The sequence below is a fragment of the Arthrobacter sp. Leaf337 genome, from assembly GCF_001423745.1.
Classification (GTDB): domain Bacteria; phylum Actinomycetota; class Actinomycetes; order Actinomycetales; family Micrococcaceae; genus Arthrobacter.
In genome coordinates, this window is record NZ_LMPC01000003.1 from 75,977 (window position 1) to 93,303 (window position 17,327).

The 17,327-nt window shown below is 67.1% G+C and carries 15 protein-coding genes; 10 read left to right on the forward strand and 5 right to left on the reverse strand.

Annotated elements, in window-relative coordinates:
• Positions 1-11: 11 nt before the first annotated feature.
• From ASF98_RS04515 to atzF, 4 genes are read left to right on the forward strand one after another with little or no spacing between them, the layout of a single operon-like run.
• Positions 12-914, forward strand: a complete 903-nt coding sequence (locus ASF98_RS04515) for an urea amidolyase associated protein UAAP1 (protein WP_055798055.1) — start codon at positions 12-14, stop codon at positions 912-914.
• Entirely contained in the window at positions 911-1,600 is a 690-nt protein-coding gene (locus ASF98_RS04520; RefSeq protein WP_055798057.1) for an urea amidolyase associated protein UAAP2, read from the forward strand. Before ASF98_RS04515 ends, ASF98_RS04520 begins: the two co-directional genes overlap by 4 nt.
• Complete coding sequence (uca, locus tag ASF98_RS04525) at positions 1,597-5,256, forward strand: urea carboxylase (protein ID WP_055798060.1); 3,660 nt, start codon at positions 1,597-1,599, stop codon at positions 5,254-5,256. Before ASF98_RS04520 ends, uca begins: the two co-directional genes overlap by 4 nt.
• Positions 5,253-7,124: an allophanate hydrolase gene (gene atzF, locus ASF98_RS04530; protein WP_156372282.1), complete on the forward strand. Its 1,872-nt coding sequence runs from the start codon at positions 5,253-5,255 to the stop codon at positions 7,122-7,124. The genes uca and atzF overlap by 4 nt, the downstream gene beginning before the upstream one ends.
• Before the next feature lie 38 nt (positions 7,125-7,162).
• Here atzF and ASF98_RS04535 read toward each other — a convergent pair whose 3' ends face one another.
• Positions 7,163-8,083, reverse strand: a complete 921-nt coding sequence (locus ASF98_RS04535) for a 2-hydroxyacid dehydrogenase (protein ID WP_055798062.1) — start codon at positions 8,081-8,083, stop codon at positions 7,163-7,165.
• A 440-nt stretch (positions 8,084-8,523) separates the two neighbouring features.
• Between ASF98_RS04535 and ASF98_RS04540 the strand changes: the two genes are divergently transcribed.
• The 3 genes from ASF98_RS04540 to ASF98_RS04550 all read left to right on the forward strand — a co-directional run bounded on the left by ASF98_RS04540 (position 8,524) and on the right by ASF98_RS04550 (position 11,591).
• On the forward strand, positions 8,524-9,579 hold the full coding sequence (locus tag ASF98_RS04540) for a permease (protein ID WP_082506712.1): 1,056 nt from the start codon (positions 8,524-8,526) through the stop codon (positions 9,577-9,579).
• Entirely contained in the window at positions 9,569-10,351 is a 783-nt protein-coding gene (locus ASF98_RS04545) for a TIGR03943 family putative permease subunit (RefSeq protein ID WP_055798069.1), read from the forward strand. The genes ASF98_RS04540 and ASF98_RS04545 overlap by 11 nt, the downstream gene beginning before the upstream one ends.
• 85 nt (positions 10,352-10,436) lie before the next feature.
• Positions 10,437-11,591 carry a hypothetical protein gene (locus ASF98_RS04550; protein ID WP_055798072.1) on the forward strand — a complete coding sequence of 385 codons (1,155 nt, stop codon included), beginning with the start codon at positions 10,437-10,439 and terminating at the stop codon, positions 11,589-11,591.
• A 51-nt stretch (positions 11,592-11,642) separates the two neighbouring features.
• Here the strand turns inward: ASF98_RS04550 and ykgO are convergent, their stop codons facing one another.
• Together ykgO and ASF98_RS04560 are read right to left on the reverse strand one after the other, a co-directional pair.
• Complete coding sequence (gene ykgO, locus ASF98_RS04555; protein ID WP_011693081.1) at positions 11,643-11,765, reverse strand: type B 50S ribosomal protein L36; 123 nt, start codon at positions 11,763-11,765, stop codon at positions 11,643-11,645.
• The gene (locus tag ASF98_RS04560; RefSeq protein WP_326949225.1) at positions 11,762-12,559 is read right to left on the reverse strand and encodes a GTP-binding protein; all 798 of its coding nucleotides are present in this window, start codon (positions 12,557-12,559) and stop codon (positions 11,762-11,764) included. Before ASF98_RS04560 ends, ykgO begins: the two co-directional genes overlap by 4 nt.
• Before the next feature lie 497 nt (positions 12,560-13,056).
• Here ASF98_RS04560 and ASF98_RS04565 point away from each other — a divergent pair, with 497 nt between their 5' ends.
• Entirely contained in the window at positions 13,057-13,428 is a 372-nt protein-coding gene (locus ASF98_RS04565) for a VOC family protein (RefSeq protein WP_055798211.1), read from the forward strand.
• Between the two features lie 23 nt (positions 13,429-13,451).
• Here ASF98_RS04565 and ASF98_RS23610 read toward each other — a convergent pair whose 3' ends face one another.
• Positions 13,452-13,610, reverse strand: a complete 159-nt coding sequence (locus ASF98_RS23610; protein WP_156372283.1) for an NmrA family NAD(P)-binding protein — start codon at positions 13,608-13,610, stop codon at positions 13,452-13,454.
• Positions 13,607-14,488 (reverse strand): helix-turn-helix transcriptional regulator, encoded by an 882-nt coding sequence (locus ASF98_RS04570; protein WP_055798214.1) that lies wholly within the window; start codon positions 14,486-14,488, stop codon positions 13,607-13,609. Before ASF98_RS04570 ends, ASF98_RS23610 begins: the two co-directional genes overlap by 4 nt.
• A 102-nt stretch (positions 14,489-14,590) precedes the next feature.
• Between ASF98_RS04570 and ASF98_RS04575 the strand changes: the two genes are divergently transcribed.
• Together ASF98_RS04575 and ASF98_RS04580 are read left to right on the forward strand one after the other, a co-directional pair.
• Positions 14,591-16,042 (forward strand): MFS transporter, encoded by a 1,452-nt coding sequence (locus tag ASF98_RS04575; protein ID WP_055798078.1) that lies wholly within the window; start codon positions 14,591-14,593, stop codon positions 16,040-16,042.
• Positions 16,043-16,144: 102 nt separating this feature from the next.
• Positions 16,145-17,161: an aldo/keto reductase gene (locus tag ASF98_RS04580; RefSeq protein WP_055798081.1), complete on the forward strand. Its 1,017-nt coding sequence runs from the start codon at positions 16,145-16,147 to the stop codon at positions 17,159-17,161.
• Positions 17,162-17,327 lie beyond the last annotated feature (166 nt).

Below are 17,327 nucleotides of genomic sequence, written 5' to 3' on the forward strand. Positions count from 1 at the left end.
GAATGACTGACATGACACAGACCCTCGAATCCGCACAGCCCGCCACCCGGACCGACACCGCCGGAACCGCCACCACAGCGGGTGCGCGCGACCATGCCCGCGCCCAGCACGGACGGACCGCGGCCACCATGATCCATGTGCCCGCGAGCGCAGCACCCGAACGCCTGACCGCCGGACTGCCGGCGGGAGCCGCCGCCTCGCTCACCTGGGCAGAATCGCTCGCGTTCGGGCGCTACACCCACCTGGAACTGGCCCGCGGGACCAGGATCCGGCTCACCGACACCGACGGCGACGCCTGCGTCCATGCCGTGCTGTTCCGGGCCGGTGCGAGCTACGAGCGGATCAACGTCGCGGACACCGTAAAGGTCCCGTGGCAGGCCTACCTTGGTCCGGGGCATCCGCTGCTCTCCGACGCCGGCCGGCTGATGGCCACCCTCGTAACCGACTCCTCCGGCCGGCACGACGCCCTGACCGGAACCACCAGCCTTGCAGGCAACCAGGCAAAATACGGTGCAGGCTCCGCGCACAGCGCCTCACCCGCAGGCCGTGAACTGCTCACCCTCGGCGCCCTCAAGCACGGCATCAGCCAGCGGGAAGTGCCGCCGTCGATTTCCTTCTTCAAGGGCACCGCCGTGGACGCGGACGGCACCCTCCGGTTCACCGGCAGCGCCGGTGCCGGCGCCGCCGTCGAACTTCTCCTCCACATGGACGCGGTGCTGGTGCTGGCCAATACGGCCCACCCGCTGGACCCGCGACCGGACTTTGCCGGAAGCACCGTGGACATCGTCGCGTGGCGGGCGCCCGAGGACCTTGCAGCCCTTGCCGCCGGAAACCTGGGATTCACGCCCGGCCCCGAACACCTGCTTGCCCTCCAGAACACCGAACACGACTTCACCGCAAGGACTTCCGCATGAACACCAGCACACTGACCGTCCAGCCGCAGGCAACCCAGCCGGACCCCGCTACTGCCGCCCTGGTCCCGGGGCTCGTCGTCCTGGACGAATATGTCGAAGCCCGCGGTCCGTGGTCCGCCGTGGTGGAAGCCGGGGACGTCCTCACCATCGTGGACCTTGAGGGCAACCAGGCCGTGGACTGCCTCCTCTACGCAGACGGAGATACCGCCGCCCGGTACTCCGCCGCCGCAACCATCGCCGCGCAGGGCTCCATCTTCCTCACTACCGGATCCGTGCTCAGGGCTGACAGCGGCGAACCGCTCATGACCGTCGTGGCCGATGAAGTGGGTGTCCACGACACCATCGGCGGCGCCTGCTCGCAGGAATCCAACACGCTGCGCTACGGCCAGCACACCCACGAACAGCACGCCTGCGTGGAAAACTTCCTCATCGAAGGCTCTAAATGGGGCCTCGGCAAGCCGGACCTGGTCTCCAACATCAACTGGTTCATGAATGTACCCGTGGACCCGGACGGTGCCCTCGGCATCGTGGACGGGCTCTCCGCCCCCGGCAAACGCGTGGCACTCCGCGCCGAGGCCGACACCCTGGTCCTGGTCTCCAACTGCCCCCAGATCAACAACCCCTGCAACGGCTTCAACCCCACGCCCGTGCGCATGATCGTCACCCGCCCGGAGGTCTCCCGATGAACCGCTTCGACACCCTGCTCGTCGCCAACCGCGGCGAAATCGCCTGCCGCATCATCGAGTCCGCCCGGAAGATCGGGCTGCGCACCGTGGCCGTCTTCTCCGAGGCGGACCGCGGCGCCAAGCACGTGCGCCTCGCCGACGAAGCCGTCCTGCTGGGACCGGCCCCTGCCAAGGAGTCCTACCTCCGGGTCGACGCCATCCTGGCCGCCGCGGCAGCTACCGGCGCCGGGGCCATCCACCCCGGCTACGGATTCCTTTCCGAGGACGCAGGATTCGCTGAAGCCGTGGAGGCCGCCGGGCTGGTCTTCGTGGGCCCCACTCCGGACCAGCTGCGGATCTTCGGCACCAAGCACACGGCCCGGGACGCCGCCCAGCGCGCCGGAGTGCCCATGATCGCCGGCTCCGGACTGCTTGAGGACCTCGACGCAGCCATCGCCGCCTCCGCCACGATCGGCTTCCCGCTGATGCTCAAGGCAACCGGCGGAGGCGGCGGCATCGGCATGGCCGTCTGCCGCAACGAGGCCGAACTGACGGATAGCTACGCAAGGGTGGCCAGGCTCGCCAGCTCAAGCTTCGGCACCGCCGGCATCTTTGCCGAGCGCTACATAGAACACGCCCGCCACGTGGAGGTGCAGATCTTCGGCGACGGCGAAGGCCGCGTGGTCAGCCTCGGGGACCGGGACTGCTCATTGCAGCGCCGGCACCAGAAGGTCCTCGAAGAAGCGCCGGCTCCGGACCTTCCGGCCCGATTGCGCGAGGAACTGCACCGCAGCTCCCGTGCGCTCTGCGCCTCTGTGGGGTACCGCTCCGCCGGTACCGTGGAGTTCGTCTACGACCCCGTCCGGCAGGAAGCGTCCTTCCTCGAAGTGAACGCCCGCCTGCAGGTGGAGCACCCGGTCACGGAAGCCGTGACCGGCGTCGACCTGGTGGAATGGATGCTCAACCTGGCGCAGCAGCAGCCCGTGCTGGACGGCCTCCCGGACAGCCTTCCGGTGACCGGGCACGCCGTGGAAGCACGGATCTACGCCGAAGACCCGGCCCGCAACTTCCAGCCCAGCGCCGGAACCGTCACCAACGCCCAGTACCCGGGCTCCGACGTCGTGCGTGTTGACGCCTGGGTGGAAACCGGCAGCGAGGTGTCCACCAACTACGACCCGCTCCTGGGCAAGCTCATCTCCTTCGGCGCCAGCCGGGACGAAGCCCTCGACTCCCTGGCGGACGCCTTGGCGCAAACCCGCATGGACGGCATCGAAACCAACCTCGGCATGCTGCGCTCCGTCACGGGCCTGGACGTGGTCCGTGCCGCCGCGCACTCCACCAGCACGCTGGACAGCGTGGGCGACCCCGAACCCCGCATTACCGTGGAGCGCCCCGGCCTGCAGACGACCGTGCAGGATTGGCCCGGACGGACCGGTCTCTGGCAGGTGGGCGTGCCGCCGAGCGGCCCCATGGATGATCTCTCCTTCCGGCTGGGCAACGTGGCGCTGGGCAATCCGGAAGGTGCGCCCGGCCTCGAATTCACCATGGCCGGACCGGCGCTGCGCGTCACCCACGCCACCACCGTCTGCGTCACCGGCGCCGAGGTGGCCGTGACCGTCAACGGCGAAGCCGTCCCTGCCTGGGAACCGGTCACAGTTCCCGCCGGCGGCGTGCTCGACGTCGGATCGGCCGAGGGTGCCGGGCTGCGCGGCTACATCCTTGTCGAGGGCGGCCTCGACATTCCCCAGTACCTCGGCAGCGCCTCCACCTTCACCCTGGGCCAGTTCGGCGGCCACGGCGGCCGCGTGCTCCGCGCCGGCGACGTGCTCCGCACCGTAGGCGGAACGGCACCTGACACGGTGCCCGCCCCGGTCCCGGCCGAAAGCCGCCCCGCCTTGACCAGGCAGTGGGAGCTCATGGTGGTGGAAGGACCGCACGGGGCCCCGGAGTTCTTCCAGCGCGAGGACATCAACGAACTTTTCGCAGCCCCCTACGAGGTGCACTTCAACTCGGCCAGGACCGGCGTCCGGCTGATCGGCCCCAAGCCGCGCTGGGCACGGAACGACGGCGGCGAGGCCGGCCTGCACCCCTCCAACATCCACGACACCGCCTACTCGGTGGGCGCCCTGGACTTCACCGGGGACACACCCATCCTGCTCGGCCCCGACGGTCCCAGCCTGGGCGGCTTCGTCTGCCCGGTCACCGTGGTGACCGGCGACCGCTGGAAGCTCGGCCAGCTCCGGCCCGGCGACACGGTCCGCTTCGTTCCGGTGAAGACCGTCCAGGCGCCGTCCGCGAAAGAACTCGGACCGGCCCGGCAGCAGCTGATCCTCCCCGGCTCAAAGGGCGACGGCTCCAAGGGCGACGGCGACGACGGCGTGCTGGGCCGCGTGCCGGAAGGCGACGGCCGTCCGGCCGTGACGTACCGCCGCTCCGGCGACGACAACCTCCTGGTGGAATACGGCGACATGGTGCTTGACCTCGGCCTCCGCGCCCGGGTCCACGCCCTGCACCAGGAGCTCGAGAAGCTGCGGATTCCCGGCATTGTGGACCTGACACCCGGCATCCGCTCGCTCCAGGTCAAAGCGGACCCGTCGGTCCTCCCCGCCTCGCGCCTGCTGGGCATCGTGCGGGAGATCGAAACTGCGCTCCCTGCCAGCTCGGAGCTTGTAGTGCCGAGCCGCACCGTCAGGCTTCCGCTGTCCTGGGACGATCCTGCCACGCGTGAGGCAATCGAGCGGTATATGGCGGGCGTCCGGGACGACGCTCCGTGGTGCCCGTGGAACATCGAGTTCATCCGCCGGATCAACGGGCTGGACTCCGTGAACGACGTCTTCGACACCGTTTTCAACGCGGACTACCTCGTGCTTGGGCTGGGCGACGTCTACCTCGGTGCTCCCGTGGCAACGCCGCTGGACCCGCGGCACCGCCTGGTCACGACGAAATACAACCCCGCCAGGACCTGGACCCCGGAAAACGCCGTGGGCATCGGCGGCGCGTACATGTGCATCTACGGCATGGAGGGTCCGGGCGGCTACCAGTTCGTCGGCCGCACCACGCAGGTCTGGTCCCGGCACGCCACCGCCGCCCCGTTCGAGCCGGGCTCGCCGTGGCTGCTGAGGTTCTTCGACCGGATCTCCTGGTACCCCGTCAGCCCGGAGGAACTCCTGGACCTGCGGGCGGACATGGCGGCCGGACGTGGCCGGGGCGTGGACATCGAGGACGGAACCTTCTCCCTGGCCGAACACGAGGACTTCCTCGATGAGAACAGCGATTCGATCGCCGCTTTCCGGGCACGGCAGGAGAAAGCCTTCGCCATCGAACGCCAGGTCTGGGAAGACGCCGGCGAGTTCGACCGCGCGGAAAAGGCCGTCGCCATCGCGCCGCCTTCAGAGGAAGTGGTGGTTCCCGACGGCGGAACCCTGGTGAGCTCGCCCTTCGCGGCGAGCGTCTGGAAGGTGGACGTGGCACCCGGGGACAAGGTGGTGGCAGGCCAGCCGCTGGTCTCCATCGAAGCCATGAAAATGGAAACCGTACTCACCGCACCCAGCGACGGGATCGTGCTCCGGGTGCTGCCCACCGCAGGATCCCAGGTGGTGGCAGGCGAACCGCTGGTGATCCTCGAAGCGGCGGAACTGAACGAAAAAGGGCTCGTCCTCGAAGGGAGCGCGGCATGAGCGGCATCAGCGGATCAGCCACGGCCCGGGTGACGGCGGCACTCGCCGCCATCAACGCCGTCGACCGGCCCGAAATCTGGATCCAGGTCCGGGGCCGTGAGGACCTGCTGGCCGAGGCCGCCCGCATCGACGCCGACGCGGCGTCCGGCAGTGAACTCCCCTTGGCCGGGCTCCTGCTGGCGGTCAAGAATAACGTAGACGTAGCCGGGGTCACCACGACGGCGGCGTGCCCCGGTTTCGGCTACAAGCCCGCCGAAGACGCCGTGGCAGTCGCGCGGCTGCGAGCCGCCGGCGCCCTGGTGCTGGGCTCGACCAACCTGGACCAGTTTGCCACCGGGCTCGTGGGAACCCGCAGCCCGTACGGCGCAGTCCGCGATGCGCGGCGGCCGGACCGGATCTCGGGCGGGTCCAGTTCAGGGTCCGCCGTGGCTGTGGCCCTGGGGCTGGCGGACATTGCCATCGGAACGGACACAGCCGGCTCGGGCCGGGTTCCGGCGGGGCTGCAGGGACTCGTGGGCATCAAGCCGACCCTCAATGTGGTGCCCACGGCGGGGATGGTGCCCGCGTGCCGTTCGTGGGACACCGCCACCATCCTGGCCCGCGACCTCGACACCGCGGAACTGGCCATGGGGATCATGGCAGGGGAATCGCGGACCTGGCCTGCGGACGTACGCCTGGCGGCGCCGTCGCGGCCGCGGGTGGCCTATCCGGCGTCGCTCCCGGCACTGCCGGATGACTGGGCTGCGGAGTTCGGCTCCCAGCTCGAACGGCTGCGTTCCACCGGTGTGGACGCCGAGCCGATCGAACTGGACGTCTTCCTGCAGGCGGCCCGGCTACTGTACGACGGCGCCCTCGTGGCCGAGCGCCACGCCGCCGTCGGATCGTTCATCGACGCCGCGGTGGCCGGCGACGAGTCAGGAAACGGCACGGCCATCGGGCTGGACCCGACGGTCACCGGCATCATCACCGCGGCAGGCCGCGTTCCCGCCCATCAGTATGTCCGCGACATTGCGGCGCTGAACGAGCTGAGACGCGAAGCCATGGACCGGCTTGAGGGATTTGATGCCTTGATCGTGCCCACCACTCCCTTCCACCCCACGCTGGCCGAGGTCGCGGCGGACCCAGTGGGGATCAACTCGCGAATGGGCACCTACACCAACTTCTGCAACCTCTTCGATATGTGCGCAGTCGCGGTTCCGGCCGGCATCGTCGAGGAGTCCGACTGCGGTGGAGTCGCACAGTTCGGCCTCACCGTTGTGGGCAGGACGTTCGACGACGGCGTGGTGGCGGACATCGCCCGCAGGATTGAGGCGACACCCGGCCTCCCGGCCCTGTTTGCCGCCGGGGCAGCACCGAGCCGTGCCCCAGGCGAACGGCTGCCCTGGCCCGTGGCCGCCGGCGCGGTGGCCGTGCCGCTCGTGGTGGTGGGCGCCCACCGCAAGGGCCAGCCGCTGGCGAACGAACTGGAACGGCGGGGCGCGTTCTGGGACGGTCCCGTCACCCTGGCACCCCGCTACCGGATGGTGGCGCTGGACACTCAGCCGCCCAAACCCGGCGTCGTTCGCTCCGATGACGGCGCCGAACTGGCGGCGGAGCGCTGGCTGCTGTCCGAGGCTGCGCTGGGGTCCTTCCTCGCGGAGCTCCCCGAACCCATGCTGCTGGGGTCAGTGCTGCTCAATGACGGTTCAACGGCCGTGGGTTTCGCCTGCGATGCCGTGGCGGCGTCCCACGGCAGGGACATCACGCACTTCGGGGACTGGCTCGTGGCTCAAGATGCGGCCGAACATTCCACGGACAAGACCGGTCAGGGCATCTGGAGGCAGACCGGCAAGGCCTTACTGACGGGTCTGCAGCGCGGTCGGGGGTAGGCCAGGGTGAGGAACCGGCCCCGACACCCATGGACTGCTCAGCCGCCCAGCACCACGTTGACCGGCGGCTCCCCTGCCAGCATCAGGTCGATCTGGCGCTGCAGGAGCCGGCCCATCCTCGGACGCATCGCGGAACTTGCTCCGCCCACGTGCGGGGTGATGATCACGCCGGGCGTGCGCCACAGCGGATGGTCCTGCGGCAGCGGCTCGGGATCGGTGACGTCCAGCGCGGCGCGGATCCGGCCGGATGCCGTGTGGCGGACCAGTGCCTCCGTGTCCGCTACGGGGCCCCGGGCAACGTTGACCAGCAACGCGCCGTCGGGCATTGCCGCAAGGAAATCGTCGTCGATGAGATGGCGGGTCGCGTCGCTGAGCGGGACACCGACCACCACAATGTCGTGCTCAGGCAGTAGCTCCGGCAGCTCGGCGATTCCGTGGATGACGCCGCTCTCATCCGTCCGCTGCCGGCTGGCAACCCTGGTGACGCTTGTTTCGAACGGGATGAGCCGCTGCTCGATCGCTTTTCCCACGCCGCCGTAGCCCACAATGAGGACGCGGCGGTCGGCCAGGCTGGCGGTGGGCCGGGCGTCCCAGACACCGTCCCGCTGGCTCTTCATGAGCCGGGGAAACTCCCGCTGGCTTGCCAGGATCATCGCCAGCGTCAGTTCTGCAGTAGAGGTCTCGTGCACGCCTGCTGCGTTGGCGAATACCCGGCCCGCCGGAAGCGAGTCCGCCACGCCGTCGTACCCGATCGACTGGCTCTGCACCAGGGTGGTCTCTACGGCCTCAAGAATCCTGAGGACCCCCGTGCCGCCCATGTACGGCGGGACCACGATGTCGATCTGCGGCTGCGGCGGCTCGCTCGTGAAGTCCCACTCCAGGACAGTGACGTCCGGGTGCGGCGTCAGGTATTGGCGAAGTACGTCATCGGGCAGGCTGACAGTGATCTTCCGGGTCATGGTTCTCCAACTGCTCCGTCGGCTCGGGCAGGCTGATGCGGTGCGGTGCGGCCTGCCGGAAAGGGGGTCTTTGCTGCCAGCCTAGTGGAGGCGGGCCGTATGGGCAGTCGCCGATGCTGGAAACGGTGCGCGGGTAGGCCACCATTTGCCAGATCGATGTCTCTGATACGTATGAGGCCGTTGATACGAGTGGAGACGGGTGCTAACTCAGGTAGCGGCCACTCATGAGCCGTTCGGGGTCCTCTGCCTAGACTGGGGCCACCGCACCGGCCCGGGCGGGGCCGGCTACTTGCCCAGTCAGGCCCCGTCCTGACCAGTGCCAAGCGGTCGAAGATAGCTTCGCTGTATCTGTCGGTCACCAACCGCCGGCCAGCTGTCCCTGGCAGCCGCGCCGGTGCAGGGGTCAGGCGGATGCGACCCAGTAGGGAGTGCCCGTGCCGGTGCCAGCCACAGACAAGCGCGTCGAGGCACCCCATGACGCCCACGCTCACCCGTTCCCCGGAAGCCGGAGCCGGCCTGCTGTGGGGCTACTCATCGGGCTGGCGTTCTTCGCGGTCCTGTTGGCGCTCCGGATCCTGGCACCGGCGGCGGAGGGAAGCTCCTGGCTAGGGGATGCTGCCCGTGATTTTGTCTCGCTGTCCATCAGCGTGGTGATTGAATCCCTCCCCTTCGTTTTCCTCGGCATCGTGCTCTCCATCGGAGTGCAGATCTGGTTGCCGGAGGGGTTCCTGATCCGCCGTCTTCCTGCAAGTCCGGCGCTTAGGCGGCCCATCCTCTCGCTGCTGGGCATGCTGCTTCCCGTGTGCGAATGCGGAAACGTTCCCCTGGCCCGCGGGCTGATCGTCCGGGGGCTGACCGTGTCCGAATCCATGACGTTTCTGTTTGCTGCGCCGATCTTGAATCCCATCACGATCATCACCACCCAGCAGGCATTCGGCTGGGACAACGGCATCCTCATTTCCAGGATTGCCGGCGGCTTCCTCATCGCCAACCTGATCGGATGGATCTATAGCCGCCATCCCCGCCCCGAGGCCCTGTTGACGCCGCGGTTTCAGGAGGAGTGTTCCCTGGAGGACCACGCAGCACAGGCCGCGGGGCGAGTAGGACGCAGCGTGCAGCTGTTCGTCCGGGAGACCGGTGCCATGATGCCGGCCCTGTTTATCGGAGCCGGCATCGCGGGGCTGATCCAGGTCGGTGTGCCGCGGGGCGTCTTGGTGTCCTTGGGGACCAGCCCGGTCTGGTCGGTCGCGACGTTGATGGTCCTCGCCTTCGTCGTGGCGGTGTGCTCCAACGTGGACGCGTTCTTCATCCTGTCCTTCGGTGCAACGTTCATGCCGGGCTCCATCGTGGCCTTCCTCGTCTTCGGACCGATGATCGACGTGAAGATGCTGGCTCTCCTTCGCACCACTTTCACGGCGAAAACACTCGTGCAGCTCACCGTGGTGGTGGCTTTGTGCTCCGCCGCACTGGGATTGGCGGTCAACTATGTTCTATAGGCGGCTCCTTGACCGCTGGATCGGCGTAGTCCTGAGCACCATCGGCATCGTCGCCACGCTCTGGCTGGGCTTCACGGGGCAGCTCGCGCTTTACATCCACCCGCGCTACTTCGTGTTCACCATCGTCATGGCCGTGATCGCGGGGGTTCTGGCGCTGTCCGCATTCGCTCTGGTTCCCGCCGGTCCGCGCGCAGACGGGCACGGACACGCAGACGGGCACGGACACGCCGACGCCGGCAGCCGGCACTGGAGGGGGCTGGGCGCTGCAGGAAGCACACTCATCGCCGCCGCGGCCGTCGTGGGACTCCTGGTCCTGCCGCCATCCACGCTCAGCACCGCGACGGTCACCCAGCGCGACCTCAACGGTTCGGCATCCACGCTTTCGAGGAGCGATGCGGTCGACCTCATGGGCGCCGACTACACAACGTTCACTATGAAGGACTGGATCTCGCTGCTGCGGCAAGGGGTCGGGGAGGAATTCCTGACCGGCAAGACGGCGACCGTCACCGGATTCGTGACACCGGACAAGAGCGACCCGGAGAACGTGTTCTTCGCGGCCCGCTTTGTCGTGACATGCTGCGCCGTGGACGCCCAGCCGATCGGCCTCCCCGTTTACTCCCCGGGATGGCAGGACCGGTTCGAAACCGACAGCTGGGTAACCGTCTCCGGCGGCTTCCGAACCAACCCCAGCCAAATCAGCAAAGAAGCATTGGTGATGGTCCCAGACTCCATCGCCCCTGTCCCGGAACCGGATTCGCCGTATGTCTACTAAGCGCTCCACGGCCCAACGAAGAAGCTCCCGACCGGCCAAACGCATCCCGGCCCCTACCAGACGCCGGCGCGGTCTCTCCTTTCCCGTGCGACTCCGCGGCACGATTGCTCTCCTGCTGGCGCTCTGCGTGGGCCTCACGGCTGCGAATTTCGTCTCGGAACCCCGCCCGAACGCGGTGTCCGCGCTTGATGAGGCCGCGGGCACCGCTGCCTTCGAGCTCTACACGCTGGAACGCGACGTCAACTACGACAACGCCGGACAGAAGAAGCCTGACATCATACGGGGGACCAACACCGCAGATTCAGGCGACGGCACCGTCATCCTCACTGCCCCCCGAATCCAGGAATATGCCGCGCTGCCCACCGCCCTCGCCGCCGTAACGATCAATGAGAACAACACCAGCTCACTGGAAATCGTCCCTCTCTCCGGCGGTCCGGAAGCCTTGGTGCCCCTTCCGGAACCCGGAACGGTGGAGCTCCTGCATGCGGCTTCCAAGAATCTCATCGGCTTCGCCTTCTCCAGCGCCCCGCCGTCACGGCGCTACTGGAAGACACTGTTCGTCTACGATGCTGAAGACCCCTCGACGCCGCCACGGGAAATCCGCGGCCTAGACGGAAAGCCCGTGACTGTCCACAACTGGGACTTCGTCCCGAACACCTTCTCACTCGTTGTGCAGGACGAATCCGGAACTATGTTCCTCGCCGATGCCCTCGCTTCCGCAAAACCCGCGCCACTGGGCCTGCACGCCGAGTTCCGCGGCTTCATTCCCGGAACCAAGGAAATCCACGTCGTCGACGCGTCGTCCGACCCCACGAACAAGCAAGCGAAAAACTTGATCATCGATCTCACTAGCGGGTCAACGCGCCAGCTCGACCTCAAGGCAGTCATCCGAAACGACAGGTCATGGCCAGGTGCCACTCTTCTCCTCAACGGAAGCGGCCGGTACGCCCAGAGCACCAGCGAAAACACCGCAGGCAAGGTGACATCCGTCCTCACTGTGACGGACCTGACCGGCTCAGAAACGCTCTTCCGGCCGGATCCTGCCTGGGCACGCATCGATGGCTACTGCCTCTCCCCGGACGGAAAGTTCCTAGCAGTCGAAGCAACAGCCCCCGAAGGGGCTGCCGACCACTACCCCGTCCTGCCCGCCCATTCACGCATGCAGACCGAGATTGTCGCACTGGACAGCGGCAGACACACCCGCAGCCTCCCGGGTTTCCTCCCTAGCTGGTGCAGGTAAATGTCGCACCACGGAAGAGGTGCCGGGCGAAGATGATCCCCGGAACCGGGCTTAGCCTTGTCGGGCCTTCATCCGGGGGTTCTTCTTGTTGATGACAAAGGTACGGCCGCGACGGCGGACTATCTGCGCACCAGGAATTTTCTTCAGTGCGCGCAGCGAGTTTCTGACCTTCATGATGTGCTCCTCAATCGTGTTTCCGTTGGTTGGTCCAGTCCAAAAGGATCAGGAAACGAGTTGGCGGGAGCCATCTCGGCATCCGTCAGCTCGCAGGCTTTGAGTAGTGCGCCAATCTCGGCGGCGTTGACGCCATCGCCCGTGATAGCCAGGATTGTTCCCCGATCGCCAAAATCGGGATGCCCCTCCAGCACGTCATCGGGACCGTGCACCGAGGGCACGCCCGGCAGGGGATTCCGTCCGATATGCCAAGGACCGGTATTTTCCAGCCAGACGCGTGGCCCTATGCCTTGGACGGCGATCCTGCAACCCGGCGCAGATGCCACCCAGAGACGGCCCCGCAACCAGCAGCAGCCCTCAGCAAGGGCTGCCAGCGCATGGCGGAAGCGTTCCGGGTGCAGGGGCCGCTCCAGCTTCTGAACCACCGTGGTGAACGGCGAGGACGTCGCGGCTGGAACCCGCACCGAGCCGGGCATGGTTCGTGCCGTTGCGTCCGCCAGGTTATGCGTCCCGAGCCGGATTTCGCCACTGCTTTCGGGGACCGCGGCGTGTGGGGCCAGCTCCTTGATGAGCTGGATACCGCGGGCCCGCGCTCCGGGGTCCACCGGAACCAGGTCCGGATCAGCTAGCAGGACCGTGTCGTTGAATGACAGCTCCCCCATCAGGAACTCCCCCGGGGTTCTGTCGTCATCGGCAACGGGGGTGAATCCCGATTCGAACAACGTGTGGTGGTCCCAAATCTGGTCCTCCAAGGCATCGGGGCCACAGGCAAGGACCACCGAATCGATCGTCACAGAATCCCCGAGACTCCTGCGCAGTGCATGCACAGCCGTTGCGGAGGCCACCGCCGGCGGCAGGCCCAGAATAAGGCGCGAACCGGAGTTCAGCAGGCGCGCCAGTGCTGGCACGACGTCCAGACGCACCGTACAGCTAAGGCAGCCGTGCTCCAGCCTGGACTCCGCCCGCTCGAGACGCCGGCCCTCTTGAAAGACCCGCCGGATAACCAGCCCGTCTTCCAGCAGGTCGTGAAAAACGACAAGGGCACCGGGTGGTCCCCCAGCAGCAAGGGCGGCGCACGCTTTTTGCCGGCTGAATACATCCAGAGAACTCACAACTGTTACATGCATGCCTATCAGCGTATATAAGAATGATTCTCATTAGCAAAACATTCACACTCAATGCCACGGACTTGGAGCAGGAAGGGATGGTGACGGGCGATGGTGCCACTTGCCCATAGGAGCATCTCCTCAGAGCGTTGCCGCGGCACTTTGCGTCGGTGTACCTTGGCCGGATGCTGAGCATTGGCTCGATCGTGATCCGCGTTGACGACCTCCAGGCCCAGATGGCCTTCTGGCAGGCCGCCCTCGGCTTCGAGCCGCGGCATGAACCCGAGGGCGACTTCGTCATCCTGCAGCCACCGGGCGGCAAGGGCACCTGCATCTCGCTGGACCGTGTCCCGTCGTCGGTCCATCTGCCGCCCCGCATCCACCTCGACCTCTACACGGAGGACCAGAGCGGCGAAGTGCAGCGGCTACTCAGGCTCGGCGCCACCCGCGTCGAGTGGAGCAAACGGCCCGCGGACGCGGACTACGTGATCATGGCAGATCCCGAAGGCAACCGCTTCTGCGTCATCGACACGGCCGGCCGCCGTCAGACGGACTAGTCACACGCAGCAGGAGCCCCGATTTAGCGTCCGGCTTTGAGGCTTCCTGCTGTAATTGCGGCGAGGTCGTATCGGACGAGCGCCCGGACCGCGTAGCCCTGTTGCACCGCCTGAGCCACGGCCAAGCGGCCCATGCTGCCGGTGGCACCCAGGATGAGCACGGTGGAGGGACGCTGGTTCATTTACTCTCCTTGACCGACGGCTTTGGCGTTTCGCGCTGGGTGGCGGCCCAGCTGGCGAGGACTTTCAGTGCGTCCTCGGAGGGTGTCGCGGGATCGGCTGTGTAGACGTTGATGCGCAATCCCGGGTCTGCGGGCAGTTCCAGCGCTTCGAAGCTCAGGTCAAGATCCCCGACGATCGGGTGGTGGAGCCGCTTCCGGCCGGCGCGGTGGTACTTCACGTCGTGCCGGGCCCACCGGGTGCGGAACTCCTCGCTGCGGGTCGAGAGTTCACCGATCAGGTCCGTGAGGTCCTTGTCGTACGGGTTTTTCCCGGCGGTAGACCGCAGGACCGCGACGATGTCATCGGCAGCGCGTTCCCAATCAGCGAAAAACTCCCTGGCCTTCGGGTTCAGGAAGGTGAACCGTGCGCTGTTCGGCGGGATGGTTTGTTCGGCCATCAAGTCCAGATACAGCGCGCGGCCCAGCTCGTTGGCAGCGAGGACATCCCCGCGGTCGTTGCGGACCCAGGCCGGCGCCGTCGTGATCGCATCGATGACGCGCTGCACGCTCGGCCGCACCGTTTGCGGGCTGCGCTTACGCCGCACCCGCGGGGAAGCGGTGGCGGCGCGGGCCAGGTCAAAAAGGTGGGCTGTTTCGGCGTCGTCGAGCTTGAGAGCGCGGGCGAGCGCTTCAAGGACACTGTCTGAGGCGCCGGAGAGGTTTCCCCGCTCCAGGCGGATGTAGTAATCGATGCTCATCCCGGCGAGCATCGCGACTTCCTCGCGGCGCAGCCCGGCAACACGCCGGTTGCCGCCGTAGACCGGCAGACCGGCCTCCTCGGGCGTGATCCTTGCACGGCGGGAGGTCAGGAACTTCCGCACGTCGTCGCTGTGTGTCATGGCAACCACGCTACGCGGCGGCCCGGGAACGAGGGAGGGACTGGCATTACCCGGAAGGACAGTGACTCCCGGCCCGTAAGGAACCAAGGTTGCATTGAAAGCATGAAACCTGAACCCGCAACCGCTCCCCACCCGGCAGCGATCCTGGCGATCATCCTCGTCAGCTACTTCATGATCCTGCTGGACAACTCGGTGATCTTCACTGCCCTGCCGAGCCTGCAGGCTGACCTGCAGCTGAGCACCGGCGAGCTCTCCTGGGTTCAGGATGCGTACACTCTGGTCTTCGGCGGCCTGCTGCTCCTCGGTTCCCGGGCCGGAGACCTGCTCGGTCGCCGGCGGGTTTTCGTGTTCGGCCTGGTGGTGTTCTCGATCGCGTCCCTGCCGATCGGGCTGGCGCCGGCGGGCTGGTGGGCGATCGCAGGCCGCGCCGTTCAGGGCATAGGGGCTGCGATCGTCGCGCCCGCCTCACTGTCCCTGCTCACGGCGAGTTTCCCGGAGGGCCGTGAGCGCACCCGGGCCGTCGCTTTGTACGGCGCCACCGCAGGGATTGGTGCCAGCCTGGGGCTGGTCATCGGCGGGGCGCTGGCCCACTGGATCTCCTGGCGGGCCGGGTTCTTCGTCAACGTACCCATTGGCGCCGCGATGATCCTTCTCGCTCCCCGGTTCATCCCGGAAACAGGCCGGGCCAGCGGCCGCTTCGACGTATTCGGCGCGCTCAGCGCCACACTCGGTGTCGGCGCTCTCGTGTTCGGCATCATCAACACGGTGGATGCGGGATGGACTTCGCCGGTCACGGTCACAGCCGTCGCTGCCGGCGTCGTACTCCTGCTCTTGTTCGTACTGATCGAGCGCAGGGCGGCCCAGCCGATCATGCCGCTACGCCTGTTCAGGAGCCGCCGCCGCACCGGCGCCTACGTCGCCCGCTTCCTGTACCTGGGCGCGATGATCGGGTTCTTCTTCTTCACCACCCAGTTCCTGCAGGAAGTCCTCGGCTTCGACCCGCTGCAGGCCGGCCTCGGGTTCCTCCCGATGACGGCGGTCAACTTCGCCGTCGCCATGAGCATCCCGCGGCTGCTAGGGCGGCTGCCGGGTTCCATTCCACTCGCGGCAGGCATCCTGGTCACTCTTGCCGGAATGTTCTGGCTCAGCCGGGTCGGAGTCGACTCCGCATACCTGACCGCGGTGGCCCTGCCGATGATCCTCATCGGCGCCGGTCAAGGCCTGGCCTTCGCGCCACTTACCTCGTTCGGCATCATCGGCGCCCCCGCGGCAGACGCCGGCGCGGCATCGGGCCTGGTGAACACCTTCCACCAGGTGGGCACCTGCCTCGGGCTTGGCATCGCTGTCGCAGCCGCAGCGACCGTCCCGGCCACGGGTTCTGCTGTAGCCCACCTGGCCGCCGGGGTCAGCACGGCCCTCACTGCAGGCAGTGTCCTCCTGTTCCTTGCCCTGGCCGTGACCGCGGCCCTCATCCTGCCCGCCGATCTTGCCGCCCGCCGGACCAGGAAACTGTCCGGGCCCGCCACTGCGCCCCAGCTCCAACAAGTCCGTTGACCAGCAAAGCCATCCACAGCAAGGAGGTAACGGCCCGCCCTCCCACAATCCCGAACGCCTGAATACCGTGAAAGCAACCTAAGACAGAGAGCAGGAACCACCATGGAATACCGTCCCCTTGGCCGCACCGGCGTGCAGGTCAGTCCCTTGTGCCTGGGTGCGATGATGTTCGGCCCCTGGGGCAACAAGGACACCGCCGACTCCATCCGCATCATCCACCACGCCCTCGACGCGGGCATCAACTTCATCGACACCGCCGACGTCTACTCCGGCGGGGCATCCGAAGAAATCGTCGGGCAGGCACTCGAAGGCCGGCGCGATGACGTCTTCCTAGCCACCAAGTTCTTCATGCCCATGAGCGAAGACCCCAACCAGCGCGGCGGCTCCCGCCGCTGGATCATCCGCGAAGTCGAAAACTCCCTCCGCCGCCTGAACACCGACTACATCGACCTCTACCAGGTCCACCGGCCCAGCCCCGACACGGACGTTGAGGAAACCCTCGGCGCCCTCACCGACCTCGTCCGCCAAGGAAAAATCCGCTACATCGGCTCCTCCTCGTACTCCGGATCCCAGATCGTCGAAGCCCAGTGGGCGTCCCGGGAACGCAACCTCGAGCGGTTCGTCACCGAGCAGCCGCCCTACTCGATCCTGGTCCGCGGCATCGAGGAAGACATCCTCCCCACTGTGCAGCGCCACGGCATGGGCACCCTCACCTACAGCCCGCTCAGCGGGGGGTGGCTCTCCGGGCGCTGGCGCAAAGACTCAGCGTCCGCCCCCACCTCGTCCGCACGTCCGAGCGCCCGGTTCGACATGACCAGCCCGGCCAACCAGCGAAAACTCGACATCGTCGAAGAACTGGCCCGGCTCGCCGAACAAACCGGGCTGACGCTCATCGAGTTGGCCATCGCGTTCGTGATCAACCACCCAGGCGTCACGGCAGCGATCGTCGGACCGCGCACCATGGAACAGCTCGAGTCCTACCTGCCCGCCGCGGACATCACACTGAGCACCGACGCACTGGACCGCATCGACCAGCTCGTGGCGCCCGGAGTGACCGTCAACCCCGACGACAACAGTTACGGTGCGAACGATCTGACGCCAGTGGCACGACGACGGTGACCGGCTCGACTGCACCTGCTACAACCGTTGACTTGTACCGACGTTGACTGTTAGACATGATGGGAAAGCGTTTTCTTATCCCCATCAAACCTCGCCCCCATCTTCCGAGGGGCGGGGTCGGCGGCATGTTTGAAACGATACAAATGCAGGTCGAAGGAGACAGACA